Below are 15,905 nucleotides of genomic sequence, written 5' to 3'. Positions count from 1 at the left end.
TGGCCAGGAAGTCGAGGGCGGCTAGTTGTTGATAAGTTCTGCGGCAACAGCCGCCAGATCGTCAAAAATCAAGGTGCCTACCGGAAGGTTTTTCACCTGGGTCTTTTCGCCTTTCCCGGTCTTAACCAAAACTGGCTGAGAGTCGACGGCTTTGGCCGCCTCCAGGTCACCGAGGCTGTCCCCGACGAACCATATCCCAGCCAAGGACACCTTGTAATGTTCTGCAATGATTTTCAGCATGCCTGGCTTGGGTTTGCGGCAATCGCAGCCGTCATCCGGCCCATGCGGGCAATACACCACCAGCCCGACTTCACCGCCCTGCTCAGCCACCAACGTGCGCAAGCGCGCATGCATGGCGTCCAGGGTGGCGATGTCGTAGTAGCCACGGGCGATGCCGGATTGGTTGGTGGCGATGGCCACCGTCCAGCCCGCCTTGCTCAACTGCGCGATGGCCTCGATCGAACCCGGCAGTGGAATCCACTCCGCCACCGACTTGATGTAAGCGTCGGAGTCGTAGTTGATCACTCCGTCCCGATCGAGAATCAGCAGTTTCAACATGCTCAGCTCAGGGTCGATATGTCAGCAATATTGACGAACAAGCCGCGCAGACGCGCGAGCATGGCGTAGCGGTTTTTGCGCACGCCGGCATCGTCGGCATTGATCATCACCGCTTCGAAGAACGCATCGACCGGCTCACGCAAGGTGGCCAGGCGCGCCAATGCTTCGGCATAGTTGCGTTCGGCGATCAGCGGCTTCACCGCGTTTTCAGCCTTGGCGATGGCCGAGTTCAGCGAGAACTCCTTGGCATCGGCAAACAGGCCTGGATCGACGTCAACGTTGCCCAGGCCTTCGGCCTTGCTCAGCAGGTTCGATACACGCTTGTTCACGGCGGCCAGTGCGTCGGCTTCCGGCAATTTGCGGAAGGCCTGCACGGCTTGTACGCGCTGGTCGAAGTCCAACGCCGAACCCGGCTGCAGGGCACGTACCGACAGGTACACCGAAACGTCCACCCCTTCGTCTTCGTAACGCGCACGCAGGCGGTCGAACACAAACTCCAGCACTTGCTCGGCCAGGCCTGCTTGCTTGACCTTGGCACCGAACTGGCCGACCGCGAACACCACGGCCTGGGTCAGGTCGAGGTCCAGCTTTTTGTCGATCAGGATGCGCAGCACACCCAGGGCCGCACGGCGCAGGGCGTACGGGTCTTTGCTGCCGGTTGGCAACATGCCGATGCCGAAGATACCGACCAGGGTATCCAGCTTGTCGGCGATGGCTACGGCAGCACCGGTCAACGTGGTTGGCAGTTCGGCACCGGCACCGCGTGGCATGTACTGCTCGTTCAGGGCCAGGGCTACGTCCTCCGGTTCGCCGTCATTGAGGGCGTAGTAGTAGCCGGCAACACCTTGCATCTCCGGGAACTCGCCGACCATCTCGGTGGCCAGATCGCACTTGGACAGCAGGCCTGCGCGCGCAGCCAGGGCGGCATCACCGCCAATGCGAGGCGCAATGTAGGCGGCCAGCTTGGAAACACGCACGGCCTTGTCGTAGACGCTGCCGAGTTTTTCCTGGAATACCACGTTCTGCAGGCGCAGGTTGAAGTCTTCGAGCTTCTGCTTCTTGTCTTGCTTGAAGAAGAACTCCGCATCGGTCAGGCGCGGGCGCACGACTTTCTCGTTACCGGCGATGATCTGCTGCGGGTCCTTGCTGTCGATGTTGGCCACGGTGATGAAACGCGGCAGCAACTTGCCGTCCACGTCCAGCAGGCAGAAGTACTTCTGGTTGTCCTGCATGGTGGTGATCAGCGCTTCTTGCGGCACGTCGAGGAAACGCTCTTCGAACGAGCACACCAGCGGCACCGGCCATTCAACCAGCGCGGTCACTTCATCGAGCAGGCTTGGCGGCACGATGGCGGTGCCTTCCTGCAGGCGGGCCAGCTCTTCGGTGCGCTTGCTGATCAGCTCGCGACGCTCATTGGCGTCAGCCAGCACGTAAGCGGCGCGCAGGTCGGCGGCATAGTTGGCCGGGGAAGTGATGCGCACGGCGTGCGGGTGATGGAAGCGGTGACCACGGGAGTCACGGCCAGCCTTCTGGGCCAGGATGGTGCAGTCGATAACCTGGTCACCGAGCAGCATCACCAGCCATTGGGTTGGGCGTACGAACTCTTCCTTGCGTGCGCCCCAGCGCATGCGCTTGGGAATCGGCAGGTCGTTCAGGGAGTCTTCGAGGATGGTTGGCAACAGGCTGGCGGTCGGCTTGCCGGTGATGACCTGGCTGAAACGCAGTTTCGGGCCGCTCTGGTCGATCTCGCTCAGTTCCACGCCACATTTTTTGGCAAAGCCGAGGGCAGCCTGGGTCGGGTTGCCTTCGGCGTCGAATGCGGCTTGGCGCGGCGGGCCGTCGAGGTTGATGCTGCGGTCCGGCTGCTGGGTTTCCAGCGCGGTCAGCAGCACGGCCAGGCGGCGCGGCGCGGCGTAGACTTTCTTCGCTTCGAACTTCAGGCCGGCGCTGTGCAGGCCCTTTTCGATACCGGCCAGGAACGCATCGGCCAGGGTGTTGAGCGCCTTGGGTGGCAACTCTTCGGTGCCCAGTTCAACCAGAAAATCTTGAGCACTCATTGTGCAGCCTCCAGCTTAGCCAATACTTCATCACGCAGATCCGGGGTTGCCATCGGGAAGCCCAGCTTGGCGCGGGCCAGCAGGTAGGCTTGGGCGACGGAACGCGCCAGGGTGCGTACACGCAGAATGTATTGCTGACGCGCGGTGACCGAGATGGCACGGCGCGCATCCAGCAGGTTGAAGGTATGGGACGCCTTCAACACCATTTCATAGCTCGGCAACGGCAGCGGCTGGTCGAGTTCAATCAAGCGCTTGGCTTCGCTCTCATAGAAATCGAACAGTTCGAACAGCTTGTCGACGTTGGCGTGTTCGAAGTTGTAGGTGGACTGTTCCACTTCGTTCTGGTGGAACACGTCGCCGTAGGTGACTTTGCCGAACGGACCGTCAGCCCACACCAGGTCGTAGACCGAGTCCACGCCCTGCAGGTACATGGCCAGACGCTCGAGGCCGTAGGTGATTTCGCCGGTGACCGGGTAGCACTCGATGCCGCCCGCTTGCTGGAAGTACGTGAATTGCGTGACCTCCATGCCATTGAGCCAGACTTCCCAGCCCAGGCCCCAGGCGCCCAGGGTTGGCGATTCCCAGTTGTCTTCGACGAAACGGATGTCGTGCACCAGCGGGTCCAGGCCAACATGCTTGAGCGAGCCCAGGTACAGTTCCTGGAAGTTGTCCGGGTTGGGCTTCAATACCACCTGAAACTGGTAGTAGTGCTGGAGACGGTTCGGGTTTTCGCCGTAGCGGCCGTCAGTCGGGCGACGACTGGGCTGCACATAAGCGGCGTTCCAGGTTTCCGGGCCGATGGCCCGCAGGAAGGTAGCGGTGTGGAAAGTGCCGGCGCCTACTTCCATATCGTAGGGCTGAAGTACCACACAACCTTGCTCGGCCCAGTATTGCTGGAGGGCGAGGATCAAGTCTTGGAAGGTACGCACGGCTGGCGTAGGCTGGCTCACGAAATTCACCTGTTACTTGGGCTGCGATTTAAAGAGCGGGAGTATACCCGATTCGGCCGCGCCACCATCCCCTGGAGCCTTATGCCACGCTGCTTTTGGTGTTCTGAAGATCCACTGTACATGGCTTATCACGATCAGGAGTGGGGAACGCCGCTGCGCGATGCGCAGGGTTTGTTCGAGTTGCTTTTGCTCGAAGGGTTCCAGGCGGGCCTTTCCTGGATCACCGTTTTACGCAAGCGTGAGCATTATCGAAAGGTCCTGTTCGGCTTTGATGCGCAACGCCTGGCGCGGTTGAGCGATGACGAGATCGACGCGTTGATGCTGGACCCAGGTATCGTGCGCAATCGCCTGAAGCTCAACGCGACCCGGCGCAACGCCGCCGCCTGGCTGGCGCTGGAGGACCCGGTGGGTCTGCTCTGGTCGTTCGTCGGCGGCGTGCCCAAGGTCAATCATTTCAGGGACCGCAGTGAAGTGCCGGCCATCACGCCCGAAGCCGAAGCCATGAGCCGCGCGCTGAAAAAAGCCGGTTTCACATTCGTTGGGCCGACCATTTGTTATGCCTTCATGCAGGCCTCGGGCATGGTCATGGACCACACCCGGGACTGCGACCGTTACGCGGATCTGGCCAACGCCGGTTAGAATGCCCGCTTTGCGCACCACACACGATCAGGAGTGACCTGTGGAAAAGTTTAAAGGCGCCTTGCTGGTAGGCGCTCTCCGGTTATTTGCCCTGCTGCCCTGGCGGGCTGTGCAGGCGGTCGGCACGGCCATTGGCTGGATCATGTGGAAAACCCCCAACCGGTCCCGCGAAACGGTGCGGATCAACCTCTCCAAGTGTTTCCCCGCCATGGACCCCGCCGAGCGCGAAGCATTGGTCGGCCGCAGTCTGATGGACATCGGCAAATCATTGACCGAAAGCGCCTGCGCCTGGATCTGGCCGGCCCAGCGCTCCATCGATCTGGTGCGCGAAGTCGAAGGCCTTGAAGTGTTGCACCAGGCCCTCGCCTCGGGCAAAGGCGTGGTCGGCATCACCAGTCACCTGGGCAACTGGGAGGTGTTGAACCACTTCTATTGCAGCCAGTGCAAACCGATCATTTTCTACCGCCCGCCCAAGCTCAAGGCGGTGGATGAATTACTGCGCAAGCAACGTGTGCAACTGGGTAACCGTGTGGCGGCGTCGACCAAGGAAGGCATCCTCAGTGTGATCAAGGAAGTGCGCAAAGGCGGCCAGGTGGGTATTCCGGCCGACCCGGAGCCGGCCGAATCCGCCGGTATCTTCGTGCCGTTCTTCGCCACCCAGGCGCTGACCAGCAAGTTCGTACCGAACATGCTCGCGGGCCACAAGGCCGTTGGCGTGTTCCTGCATGCCCTGCGACTGCCGGATGGTTCGGGGTACAAAGTGATCCTGGAAGCGGCGCCGGAAGACATGTATAGCACCGACACCGCCACGTCCTGTGCGGCGATGAGCAAGGTGGTGGAGCGTTATGTCGGCGCCTACCCGAGCCAGTACATGTGGAGCATGAAGCGCTTCAAGAAACGCCCGCCGGGTGAAGAGCGGTGGTACTGACTCACGACAGACTCAAAGTCGATGCAAAACCAATGTGGGAGCGGGCTTGCTCGCGAATGCAGAGTGTCAGTCACTGAATGTGTAACTGATACACCGCTTTCGCGAGCAAGCCCGCTCCCACATTTTTGATTTCCATTCAGGCTTGGCGGTCGAGTTTTTTCAGGAACACAGTCATCTCTTTTTCAGCCTGTTTGTCGCCATGGGCCTGGGCGGCTTCGATACCCTTCTCCCACGCCTGGCGCGCTGCGGCCTGATCACCCAGTCCAAGTTGCGCCTTGCCCAACAACTTCCACGCCGCCGAATACTTCGGGTCGAACTCGACACACTTGTGCAAATGCTCCGCCGCCTTGGCGTTGTCCTTCAAGTCCAGATAACCCTTGCCCAAACCAAAGCGCAGCAGTGCGTTATCCACACCCTTGGCGAGCATTTTTTCCAGGGATTCGAGCATTCCGGTCACTCCGTTCGATCAAAAAAAGCTCAAGCCCACGTGGAACAGTTTCTCCACATCGCGGATATGTTTTTTATCCACCAGGAACAGGATCACATGGTCGCCGGTGGCGATCACCGTATCGTCGTGAGCAATGATCACCTCTTCATCACGAATGATCGCGCCAATGGTGGTGCCCGGCGGTAGGCCGATGTCGCGGATGGCCTTGCCGATCACCTTGCTCGACTTCGAGTCACCGTGGGCGATCGCCTCGATGGCTTCCGCCGCGCCCCGGCGCAGGGAGTGCACGCTGACGATATCGCCACGGCGCACGTGGGCCAGCAAGGTGCCAATGGTGGCCAGCTGAGGGCTGATGGCGATGTCGATGTCGCCGCCCTGGATCAGGTCGACATAGGCTGGGTTGTTGATGATAGTCATCACCTTCTTCGCCCCCAGCCGCTTGGCCAGCAAGGAGGACATGATGTTGGCTTCGTCATCGTTGGTCAGGGCCAGGAAGATATCGGCGTCGGCGATGTTTTCTTCCATCAGCAGGTCGCGGTCCGAGGCGCTGCCTTGCAGTACGACGGTGCTGTCCAGGGTGTCGGACAAATGCCGGCAGCGTGTGGGGCTCATCTCGATGATCTTCACTTGGTAGCGGCTTTCGATGGCCTCGGCCAAACGCTCGCCGATCTGCCCGCCGCCCGCGATGACGATGCGCTTGTAGGTTTCATCGAGGCGGCGCATTTCGCTCATGACCGCCCGAATATTCGCTTTAGCGGCGATGAAAAACACTTCGTCGTCGGCTTCGATCACGGTATCGCCCTGAGGCAGGATCGGGCGGTCGCGCCGGAAAATCGCCGCGACGCGGGTTTCCACATTTGGCATGTGCTCGCGCAGCTGGCGCAGTTGCTGGCCGACCAGCGGGCCGCCGTAGTAGGCCTTCACCGCGACCAGCTGCGCCTTGCCGCCGGCAAAGTCGATGACCTGCAAGGCGCCCGGGATCTCGATCAGGCGCTTGATGTAGTGGGTGACCACTTGTTCCGGGCTGATCAGTACGTCAACCGGGATCGCGTCGTTGTCGAACAGCCCGGCGCGGGTCAGGTAGGCCGCTTCGCGCACCCGCGCGATTTTGGTCGGGGTGTGGAACAGGGTGTGGGCGACTTGGCAGGCGACCATGTTGGTTTCGTCGCTGTTGGTCACGGCCACCAGCATATCGGCGTCGTCGGCACCGGCCTGGCGCAGTACCGTCGGGAACGAGGCGCGGCCTTGTACGGTGCGGATGTCGAGACGGTCGCCGAGGTTGCGCAGGCGTTCGGCATCGGTGTCGACCACGGTGATGTCGTTGGCTTCGCTGGCCAAATGTTCGGCCAACGTGCCACCGACCTGCCCTGCTCCAAGGATGATGATTTTCATCCGGTCACTCCCTTAAACCCGTTCAGCCGCGTGCGGCGGCGATCTTGATCAGTTTGGCGTAGTAGAAGCCATCGTGTCCGCCTTCTTGCGCCAGCAACTGGCGGCCGTGGGGCTGCTTGATGCCGGCGGTTGTGGCGAGGTCCAGTTCCCGGGCGCCGCTGGTGCGGGCAAGGAAGGCTTGGATCACCTCGGTGTTTTCCGTCGGCAAGGTGGAACACGTGGCGTAGAGCAGGATGCCGCCGACTTCCAGGGTCGGCCACAGCGCATCGAGCAGTTCGCCTTGCAGTGCGGCCAGGGCGATGATGTCATCGGGTTGGCGGGTAAGCTTGATGTCCGGGTGGCGACGGATCACGCCAGTGGCCGAGCATGGCGCGTCGAGCAGGATGCGCTGGAACGGTTTGCCGTCCCACCAGGCGGCGGTGTCGCGGCCGTCGGCGGCGATCAGCTCGGCACTCAGGCCTAGGCGTGCGAGGTTTTCCCGCACACGCACCAGGCGTTTGGCTTCCAGATCGACAGCGACTACACCGGCCAGGTCTTTTTCGACTTCCAGGATGTGGCAGGTCTTACCGCCAGGCGCACAGCAGGCGTCGAGCACGCGTTGGCCGGGCGCTAAGTCAAGCAGGTCGGCCGCCAGTTGCGCGGCTTCGTCCTGCACGCTGATCCAACCCTCGGCAAAGCCCGGCAGGCTGCGCACATCGGTGGCCGCTTCGAGCACGATGCCGTCAGTGCTGTACACGCAAGGCGTGGCATTGATGCCGGCGTCGGCGAGTAATTGCAAGTAGGCGTCACGAGGGTGGTGGCGGCGGTTGACCCGCAGGATCATCGGCGGGTGCGCATTGTTGGCCGCGCAAATGGCTTCCCATTGCTGGGGCCAGAACGCCTTCAAGGATTTTTGCAGCCAGCGCGGGTGAGCGGTGCGCACTACCGGGTCATGTTCCAGCTCCGCCAGCAGTGTTTCGCTTTCGCGTTGGGCGCGGCGCAGTACGGCGTTGAGCAGCGCTTTGGCCCAAGGCTTTTTAAGCTTGTCCGCGCAACCGACGGTCTCGCCGATAGCGGCGTGGGCGGGCACGCGGGTATAGAGCAACTGATAAAGACCCACCAGCAGCAACGCCTCGACATCGGCATCGGCCGCCTTGAACGGCTTCTGCAGCAACTTCGCCGCCAGCGCCGACAACCGTGGCTGCCAGCGGGCGGTGCCAAAGGCCAGGTCCTGGGTGAACCCGCGATCGCGGTCCTCGACCTTATCCAGTTGCGGGGGCAGTGAACTGTTCAGCGAAGCCTTGCCATTGAGCACGGCGGCGAGAGCCTTGGCGGCGGCCAGACGCGGGTTCATTGGGCCACCACGCCAAGGACCGTGCCCAGGGCAAATTTCTCACGACGGCTGTTGAACAAATCGCTGAAGTTAAGCGCCTTGCCACCGGGCAATTGCAGGCGTGTCAGGCACAGCGCCTGTTCGCCGCAAGCAACCAACAACCCGTCCTTGCTGGCGCCAACGATTTCACCCGGAGCGCCTTTGCCCTCGGCCAGGGTCGCGGCCAGCACTTTCAAGGCTTCACCGTTGAGGGTGCTGTGGCAGATCGGCCATGGGTTGAAGGCACGCACCAGGCGTTCCAGCTCCACGGCCGGGCGGCGCCAGTCGATGCGCGCTTCGTCTTTGTTCAGCTTGTGGGCGTAGGTGGCCAGGCTGTCGTCCTGGACTTCGCCTTCCAGGGTGCCGGCGGCGAGCCCGGCGATGGCCTGGAGCACGGCGGGAGGGCCCAGCTCGGCAAGGCGGTCGTGCAGGCTGCCACCGGTGTCTGCGGCGGTAATCGGGGTGGTGACTTTGAGCAGCATCGGGCCGGTGTCCAAGCCCGCCTCCATGCGCATCACCGTCACCCCGCTTTCGCTGTCGCCCGCCTCCACGGCGCGCTGGATCGGCGCCGCACCACGCCAACGTGGCAACAGCGAAGCATGGCTGTTGATGCAACCCAGGCGCGGGATATCCAGCACCACTTGCGGCAGGATTAGGCCGTAGGCCACCACCACCAGCAGGTCCGGTTTCAGCGAGGCGAGTTCAGCCTGGGCGTCGGCGTTGCGCAAGGTCGGCGGCTGCAGCACGGGGATGTCGTGTTCCAGCGCCAGTTGCTTGACCGGGCTTGGCATCAGTTTTTGCCCGCGACCGGCCGGGCGATCCGGCTGGGTGTACACCGCGACAAGGTCATAAGGGCTGGCAAGCAAGGCCTTCAGATGTTCGGCTGCGAATTCGGGAGTGCCGGCAAAAACAATGCGCAGTGGCTCGGTCATGGGAGGTCTCGGTTAAAAACAGTCACAAAAGAAAAAGGCTTGCCGCAGCAAGCCTTTGGAAGAAGGGCATCAAGCTTGCTGGCGATGCTTTTTTTCCAGCTTCTTCTTGATCCGGTCGCGCTTGAGCGTGGACAGGTAATCGACAAACAGCTTGCCGTTGAGGTGGTCGCATTCGTGCTGGATACACACCGCCAGCAGGCCTTCGGCAACCTGCTCGAACGGCTTGCCGTCGCGGTCCAGAGCCTTGATCTTCACGCGTAGCGGGCGTTCGACGTTCTCGTAGAACTCCGGCACGGAGAGGCAGCCTTCCTGGTATTCGCCCATCTCGTCGGTCAGGGGTTCGAACTCAGGATTGATGAATACCCGCGGTTCGCTGCGATCTTCCGACAGGTCCATGACCACGACGCGCTGATGCACGTTGACCTGGGTCGCGGCGAGGCCGATGCCCGGGGCTTCATACATTGTTTCAAACATGTCATCGACCAACTGACGAACCTTGTCGTCCACTACGGCCACCGGTTTGGCGATCGTGCGCAGGCGCGAGTCGGGAAATTCGAGGATGTTCAAAATAGCCATAAGCGTAATTGCTGCACATGTGAGGTAAAGGCAAATCGGCGTTGGGATGGACCCACACGACCGGTGTGAAACCCTTGAAGGCCGCCAAGGCCGAGGCATTTCACGCGAACGCACATAATAAAGGAGATTGACCCCATGAGGAAATCGCTACTCGTCTTGCTGTTGTGGGCCCCGTTTGCCATGGCCCTGCTGCCCCAACCCGCCCAGCGTCTGGATCAACCGACGCAACAGGCTATCCAGCGTTTTTTATTGCATAACCGCATTCTCGACTCACCCCAGGACTTGGACAACGCACCGTACATCGTCGCCGCCGATGCCGGGCGAGTACTCGGCGCCCATGGCGAGCGGGTGTATGCCAGGGGCGACCTCGACCCTTCCCAGCCCAATTACGGAATATTCCGACGAGGCAAGGCCTACACCGATCCTCAGACCCAGGAACTATTGGGCATCAATGCCGACGACATCGGCACTGCGCGCTTTGTCACCGCCGGTGACCTCACGACCCTGGCCGTACAGCGGGTGACCCAGGAGGTGCGTCCCGGTGACCGTCTTTTACGAGCGCAGTCTCCCGGCGATCCGGCAAGCCTCGGGGCCCCGCCAACGGCGCCGTACGTCGAAGGGCACATTATCGATGTCCCGAGAGGCGTGACCCAGATCGGCGTGCTTGATGCCGTGACCCTGAACAAAGGCCGCCGCGACGGTTTGGTGGAAGGTCAACTGCTCAGCGTTATCAAGACTGGCGCCACGGTGCGCGATGGCCTCACCGGCGCAGCCACGAAACTGCCCGACGAACGCGCGGGCACCCTGCTGGTGTTTCGCACCTACGAAAAGCTCAGTTACGGCCTGGTCCTCAAAGCCTCGCGCGCCCTGGCCGTGGCCGATCGTTTCGAGGCGGCCCGTCACCCGGAATAAATAGCCTGCTAAATAAGTTACCAACAGAGTTATCCACAGCTTGTCACGGTCAAGGAAGATCAAATGTCTCAGATGAACAGTCAGGAAATATCCCCGTGCGAACTGGAAGCCCGGCTGCGCTTGCACCGGCTGCCGGAGCTGGGGCCGAAGCGTTTTCACTTATTGATTGAAGCATTCGGTTCTGCGTCCAAAGCCATCAGCGCGCCAGCCAGCGCGTGGCGTTCGCTTGGGTTGCCAGCCACCAGCGCCGATGCCCGGCGCAGCCATGAAGTGCGCGACGGTGCCAGTGCGGCATTGGCCTGGCTGGCGCGCCCGGCCCAGCAATTGCTGATGTGGGACCAGCCGGATTACCCCGCACTGCTTGCTCAGATTGATAATGCGCCACCGTTGTTATTCGTCGCTGGCGACCCTTCTATCCTGGAAAAGCCGCAGTTGGCGATGGTCGGCAGCCGCCGTGCATCGCGTCCCGGCATGGACACGGCGGCAGCCTTTTCCCGCAGTTTGGCGAGCGCCGGTTTTGTGATTACCAGTGGCCTGGCGTTAGGCATCGATGGCGCAGCCCATCAAGCGGCATTGGACGTGGGTGGCCAGACAATCGGCGTGCTCGGCACCGGGCTCGAAAATTTTTATCCACAACGCCACAGACGGCTGGCGGAGGCGATGATCGACCAGGGCAGCGCCGTGGTTTCCGAGTTTCCGCTGGACGCGCCGCCCCAGGCCGGCAACTTTCCCCGGCGCAACCGGATCATCAGTGGTTTGTCCCTTGGCGTACTGGTGGTGGAAGCCAGCATGGCCAGCGGTTCGCTGATCACCGCGAAACTGGCGGCGGAGCAAGGGCGTGAGGTGTATGCCATCCCCGGCTCCATCCATCATCCCGGCGCCAAGGGCTGCCACCAGTTGATCCGCGATGGCGCGGTATTGGTGGAGACCATCGAACATATCCTGGAAGGCTTGCGCGGCTGGCAGGCGCTGTCTCGTCCGGCGCCGATGCCTGTTACCCACCCGTTGGTGGCGCTGCTGCACGCAGCGCCTCATACCAGTGAAGCCCTGGCGATTGCCAGCGGGCGGCCATTGTCCCAGGTACTCGCGATGCTCACCGAACTTGAACTGGAGGGCCAGGTCATCTGCGAAAGTGGGCGCTGGCTTGCGCGCTGCTAGGTTTTGTAAAGAAGATCGGTAAACTGCCCGCAGCTTTAGTCTGGAGAATCAACCATGGTCAACCGGTGGCGTGTGCTGGAAACCGCACGAGAAATTCGCGCAGGCGCAGTGATTGCCTATCCAACCGAGGCGGTTTGGGGCTTGGGCTGCGACCCATGGAACGAAGCAGCGGTGGACCGTTTGCTCGCGATCAAGAACCGTTCGGTCGATAAGGGCTTGATCCTGGTGGCGGACAACATCCGCCAGTTCGACTTTCTGTTCGAAGACTTCCCGCAGGATTGGATCGACCGCATGGCCAGCACTTGGCCGGGGCCTAATACGTGGCTGGTGCCCCATCAGGATTTATTGCCGGAATGGGTGACAGGCGTGCATGACACCGTGGCGCTGCGAGTGACGGACCATCCACTGGTGCGCGACTTGTGCTCGTTGGTGGGGCCGTTGATCTCGACGTCGGCCAACCCACAGGGGCGCCCGGCCGCGCGCACGCGGATTCGCGTGGAGCAATATTTCCGTGGTCAGTTGGATCTTGTATTAGGCGGTGCCCTGGGGGGGCGAAAGAACCCCAGCCTGATCCGAGATTTGGTGACAGGCGAGGTGGTGCGGCCTTCCTGAGACCGCGTCGCGGCCATCGCGGGCAAGCCCGGCTCCCACATTTGATCGATGTCCGTCATGACAACTCGGTCAAGTGTGGGAGCGGGCTTGCCCGCGATGAGCATAGGTATCTATACATCTTGGGTTTGACGCTGAACCCCAGTGAATGAGCTGTTGTGGCGAGCGGGCTTGTCCCGCGTTGGGCTGCGCAGCAGCCCCAGAACCAGGCGCAGGGGAATGTCTGATACACCGCATTCTGCTGACTGGGGCTGCTTCGCAGTCCAACGCGGGGCAAGCCCGCTCGCCACAGGGGGACTCGCCAGTCTGTGAAAGATGTGTAGATACCTATGCCTCGATGAGGCCCTCAAGGCAACAGAATGGTCGAACCTGTAGTACGCCGCCCCGACAACTCCATCTGTGCCTTCGCCGCCTCCGCCAACGGATACCGCTGGTTGATATCAATGCGCACCTTGCCGCTCTTGATCATCGAGAACAGGTCATCAGCCATCGTCTGCAAGTTCTGCGCGTTGTTGGCATAGGTCGCCAGAGTCGGGCGGGTGACATACAGCGAGCCCTTGGCCGCCAGGATCCCCAGGTTCACCCCATCCACCGCGCCTGATGCATTGCCGAAACTCACCACTAGCCCTCGCGGCGCCACACTGTCCAGTGACGACAGCCAGGTGTCCTTGCCGACGCCGTCGTATACCACCGGCACTTTTTTGCCGTCGGTCAATTCCAGAACACGCTGTGCGACGTTTTCCTTGCTGTAATCGATGGTTTCCCAAGCGCCGAGGGACTTGGCCAGGGCGGCCTTTTCCGGCGAACTCACGGTACCGATCAGCTTGACGCCCAATGCTTTGGCCCATTGGCAGGCCAGGGAGCCCACGCCACCGGCCGCGGCGTGGAACAGAATGGTTTCGCCGCCTTTGAGTTCATAGGTCTGACGCAGCAGATACTGCACGGTCAGGCCCTTGAGCATGGCGCCGGCGGCTTGTTCGAAGCTGATCTCGTCCGGCAGGTGCACCAGGTTGGCGGCGGGCAGCACATGCAACTGGCTGTAGGCACCCAGCGGGCCGCTGCCGTAGGCCACGCGGTCGCCGACCTTGAATTGGCTGACTTCGCTGCCGACCGCGTCGACCACACCGGCGCCTTCGGCACCCAGCCCCGATGGCAGGGACGGCGGTGCATACAAGCCACTGCGCAAGTAGGTGTCGATAAAGTTCAGGCCGATCGCTTCGTTACGCACGCGAACCTGCTGCGGGCCGGGCTCCGCCGGCGTGTAGTCCACATATTCAAGCACTTCGGGGCCGCCATGGGCGCTGAACTGGATACGTTTGGCCATCTGCACTTCTCCTGGGTTGGAACTCGCGTAGCCGCCTATCCAACGCCTTAGCTTGATCTTCGTCAACTGCGGCGCAGTCGAATGGGGTGGTATCCTGTGCGCCCATTTGCCGCCGACGCCCAATGGCCTCGCGTAGCTTTGCCCGATTCAAGGTGATGCCATGACTACCCGCACCGAGGCCGTAAAGGCCTACCTGCTCGACCTGCAAGACCGTATTTGCAGCGCCCTGGAAACCTTCGAGACGGACACTCGCTTCAGCGAAGACGCCTGGAACCGGCCGGCCGGCGGTGGCGGTCGTACCCGTGTGATCGAAAACGGTTCGGTGATCGAAAAAGGCGGCGTTAACTTTTCCCACGTATTTGGCAGCGGTCTCCCACCGTCCGCCAGTGCGCACCGACCTGAACTGGCCGGCCGTGGCTTTGAAGCCCTGGGTGTCTCGCTGGTAATCCATCCGCACAATCCTCATGTACCGACTTCCCACGCCAACGTGCGGTTTTTCATCGCTGAAAAAGAGGGCGAAGAGCCGGTGTGGTGGTTTGGCGGAGGCTTCGACCTCACGCCTTACTACGGCAACGAGGAAGACTGCATTCACTGGCACCGCGTGGCCGAGCAGGCGTGTGCGCCTTTCGGTCCGGATGTGTATGCGCGCTACAAAGCCTGGTGCGACACCTACTTCCACATCAAGCATCGCAACGAGCCCCGTGGTATCGGTGGCCTGTTCTTCGATGACTTGAATGAGTGGGGCTTCGACACCTGCTTCGAGTTCATCCGCGCCATCGGCGATGCCTATATCGACGCCTACCTGCCAATTGTTCAGCGCCGCAAAGCCATCGCCTACACCGAGCAGCAGCGCCAATTCCAGGAATTCCGTCGGGGCCGCTACGTTGAATTCAACCTGGTCTACGACCGTGGCACGCTGTTCGGCCTGCAATCGGGCGGGCGTACCGAGTCGATCCTGATGTCGCTGCCGCCGCAAGTGCGCTGGAGCTACGACTGGAAGGCCGAGGCCGGCAGCGAAGAAGCCCGCCTCACTGACTACTTTCTTCAAGACCGCGACTGGCTGGGACTTGCCGCGCCCAAGGCGGCCGTCTGATGGATCGTTATGTTGTCTTCGGCAATCCCATCGGCCACAGCAAATCGCCGCTGATCCACCGCCTGTTTGCCGAGCAGACCGGCGAGCAGTTGGACTACAGCACCTTGCTCGCGCCGCTGGAGGATTTTAACGGCTGTGCCCGTGAGTTTTTTCAGCAGGGTCGTGGCGCCAATGTCACCGTGCCGTTCAAGGAAGACGCCTTCCGCTTGGCCGATACCTTGACCCAACGCGCCCATCGCGCCGGCGCGGTAAACACCTTAAGTAAACTTGCCGACGGCACATTGCTTGGCGACAACACCGATGGCGCCGGCCTGGTGCGCGACCTCAGGGTCAACGCCGGTTTGAGCCTGCAAGGCAAACGTATCCTGGTGCTGGGCGCCGGGGGTGCGGTACGCGGCGCGCTGGAGCCTTTGTTGGCCGAGCAGCCGGCGTCGTTGGTCATCGCCAACCGCACCGTGGAAAAAGCGGAGTTGCTCGCCGAGTTGTTTGATGACCTGGGCCCCGTGGCGGCCAGCGGTTTCGATTGGTTGCGTGAGCCGGTCGATGTGATCATCAACGCTACGTCGGCGAGCCTGTCAGGCGATGTACCGCCGATCGCCGGCAGCCTGATCGAGCCGGGCAGGACGTTTTGCTACGACATGATGTACGCCAAGGAACCGACTGCGTTCTGCCGCTGGGCGACCGAACAAGGCGCAGCCGTGGCGATGGATGGCCTGGGCATGCTGGTGGAGCAGGCGGCGGAAGCCTTCTTGCTATGGCGCGGCGTGCGCCCGGATTCGGCGCCGGTGTTGGCTGAACTGCGGCGGCAGTTGGCTTAACCCAATCCAACGGGGGCACCGTCCATGTAGGAGCGAGCTTGCTCGCGAAGAACTCACAGGCGCCGCGTGCATCCAGGAAGCACGCGTTATCGTTGACGTTTTTCGCGAGCAAGCTCGCTCCTACAATAGAACCCTGTACGCTTAACTGAACGAGCAAGCC

Annotated in this window: 16 protein-coding genes; 7 read left to right on the top strand and 9 right to left on the bottom strand. The window is 61.8% G+C overall.

The features are described from left to right. Positions 1 to 21: 21 nt before the first annotated feature. From gmhB to glyQ, 3 genes are read right to left on the bottom strand one after another with little or no spacing between them, the layout of a single operon-like run. Positions 22 to 558, bottom strand: a complete 537-nt coding sequence (gene gmhB, locus ACLH0H_RS08885) for a D-glycero-beta-D-manno-heptose 1,7-bisphosphate 7-phosphatase (RefSeq protein WP_411381747.1) — start codon at positions 556 to 558, stop codon at positions 22 to 24. Positions 559 to 560: 2 nt separating this feature from the next. Next, positions 561 to 2,615 carry a glycine--tRNA ligase subunit beta gene (gene glyS / locus ACLH0H_RS08880; RefSeq protein ID WP_411381746.1) on the bottom strand — a complete coding sequence of 685 codons (2,055 nt, stop codon included), beginning with the start codon at positions 2,613 to 2,615 and terminating at the stop codon, positions 561 to 563. Further along, positions 2,612 to 3,565, bottom strand: a complete 954-nt coding sequence (gene glyQ, locus ACLH0H_RS08875) for a glycine--tRNA ligase subunit alpha (RefSeq protein ID WP_003187265.1) — start codon at positions 3,563 to 3,565, stop codon at positions 2,612 to 2,614. Before glyQ ends, glyS begins: the two co-directional genes overlap by 4 nt. 81 nt (positions 3,566 to 3,646) lie before the next feature. On the opposite strand from glyQ, the gene ACLH0H_RS08870 reads away from it, so the two are divergent. Next, positions 3,647 to 4,204, top strand: coding sequence for a DNA-3-methyladenine glycosylase I (locus tag ACLH0H_RS08870; protein WP_411381745.1), 558 nt, complete (start codon positions 3,647 to 3,649; stop codon positions 4,202 to 4,204). 40 nt (positions 4,205 to 4,244) lie between these two features. Next, on the top strand, positions 4,245 to 5,132 hold the full coding sequence (locus ACLH0H_RS08865) for a lysophospholipid acyltransferase (protein WP_411381744.1): 888 nt from the start codon (positions 4,245 to 4,247) through the stop codon (positions 5,130 to 5,132). A 136-nt stretch (positions 5,133 to 5,268) separates the two neighbouring features. Here the strand turns inward: ACLH0H_RS08865 and ACLH0H_RS08860 are convergent, their stop codons facing one another. The 5 genes from ACLH0H_RS08860 to def form a co-directional block, all read right to left on the bottom strand. Beyond that, positions 5,269 to 5,580, bottom strand: a complete 312-nt coding sequence (locus tag ACLH0H_RS08860) for a hypothetical protein (RefSeq protein ID WP_411381743.1) — start codon at positions 5,578 to 5,580, stop codon at positions 5,269 to 5,271. Between the two features lie 18 nt (positions 5,581 to 5,598). Then, on the bottom strand, positions 5,599 to 6,972 hold the full coding sequence (trkA, locus tag ACLH0H_RS08855; protein WP_169375253.1) for a Trk system potassium transporter TrkA: 1,374 nt from the start codon (positions 6,970 to 6,972) through the stop codon (positions 5,599 to 5,601). Between the two features lie 22 nt (positions 6,973 to 6,994). Further along, on the bottom strand, positions 6,995 to 8,305 hold the full coding sequence (gene rsmB / locus ACLH0H_RS08850) for a 16S rRNA (cytosine(967)-C(5))-methyltransferase RsmB (protein ID WP_411381742.1): 1,311 nt from the start codon (positions 8,303 to 8,305) through the stop codon (positions 6,995 to 6,997). After that, positions 8,302 to 9,255, bottom strand: coding sequence for a methionyl-tRNA formyltransferase (fmt, locus tag ACLH0H_RS08845; protein WP_411381741.1), 954 nt, complete (start codon positions 9,253 to 9,255; stop codon positions 8,302 to 8,304). Before fmt ends, rsmB begins: the two co-directional genes overlap by 4 nt. A 69-nt stretch (positions 9,256 to 9,324) precedes the next feature. Further along, positions 9,325 to 9,831: a peptide deformylase gene (gene def / locus ACLH0H_RS08840; protein ID WP_411381740.1), complete on the bottom strand. Its 507-nt coding sequence runs from the start codon at positions 9,829 to 9,831 to the stop codon at positions 9,325 to 9,327. Positions 9,832 to 9,966: 135 nt separating this feature from the next. On the opposite strand from def, the gene ACLH0H_RS08835 reads away from it, so the two are divergent. From ACLH0H_RS08835 to ACLH0H_RS08825, 3 genes are all read left to right on the top strand, one after another. Next, positions 9,967 to 10,743: a peptidoglycan-binding protein gene (locus tag ACLH0H_RS08835; protein WP_411381739.1), complete on the top strand. Its 777-nt coding sequence runs from the start codon at positions 9,967 to 9,969 to the stop codon at positions 10,741 to 10,743. Between the two features lie 63 nt (positions 10,744 to 10,806). Further along, positions 10,807 to 11,901 (top strand): DNA-processing protein DprA, encoded by a 1,095-nt coding sequence (gene dprA, locus ACLH0H_RS08830; RefSeq protein ID WP_411381738.1) that lies wholly within the window; start codon positions 10,807 to 10,809, stop codon positions 11,899 to 11,901. A 54-nt stretch (positions 11,902 to 11,955) separates the two neighbouring features. Then, positions 11,956 to 12,513, top strand: coding sequence for an L-threonylcarbamoyladenylate synthase (locus ACLH0H_RS08825; protein WP_411381737.1), 558 nt, complete (start codon positions 11,956 to 11,958; stop codon positions 12,511 to 12,513). Between the two features lie 343 nt (positions 12,514 to 12,856). Here the strand turns inward: ACLH0H_RS08825 and ACLH0H_RS08820 are convergent, their stop codons facing one another. Next, entirely contained in the window at positions 12,857 to 13,834 is a 978-nt protein-coding gene (locus ACLH0H_RS08820; RefSeq protein ID WP_411381736.1) for an NADPH:quinone reductase, read from the bottom strand. Positions 13,835 to 13,994: 160 nt separating this feature from the next. Between ACLH0H_RS08820 and hemF the strand changes: the two genes are divergently transcribed. Next, positions 13,995 to 14,927: an oxygen-dependent coproporphyrinogen oxidase gene (hemF, locus tag ACLH0H_RS08815; RefSeq protein ID WP_411381735.1), complete on the top strand. Its 933-nt coding sequence runs from the start codon at positions 13,995 to 13,997 to the stop codon at positions 14,925 to 14,927. Beyond that, positions 14,927 to 15,745, top strand: coding sequence for a shikimate dehydrogenase (gene aroE / locus ACLH0H_RS08810; RefSeq protein WP_411381734.1), 819 nt, complete (start codon positions 14,927 to 14,929; stop codon positions 15,743 to 15,745). The genes hemF and aroE overlap by 1 nt, the downstream gene beginning before the upstream one ends. Positions 15,746 to 15,905 lie beyond the last annotated feature (160 nt).

Source organism: Pseudomonas sp. MPB26, from assembly GCF_046605355.1.
Taxonomy (GTDB): Bacteria; Pseudomonadota; Gammaproteobacteria; order Pseudomonadales; family Pseudomonadaceae; genus Aquipseudomonas; species Aquipseudomonas cedrina.
Note: the sequence above shows the minus strand (reverse complement) of the source record. Positions and strands in the feature narration are given on the sequence as shown.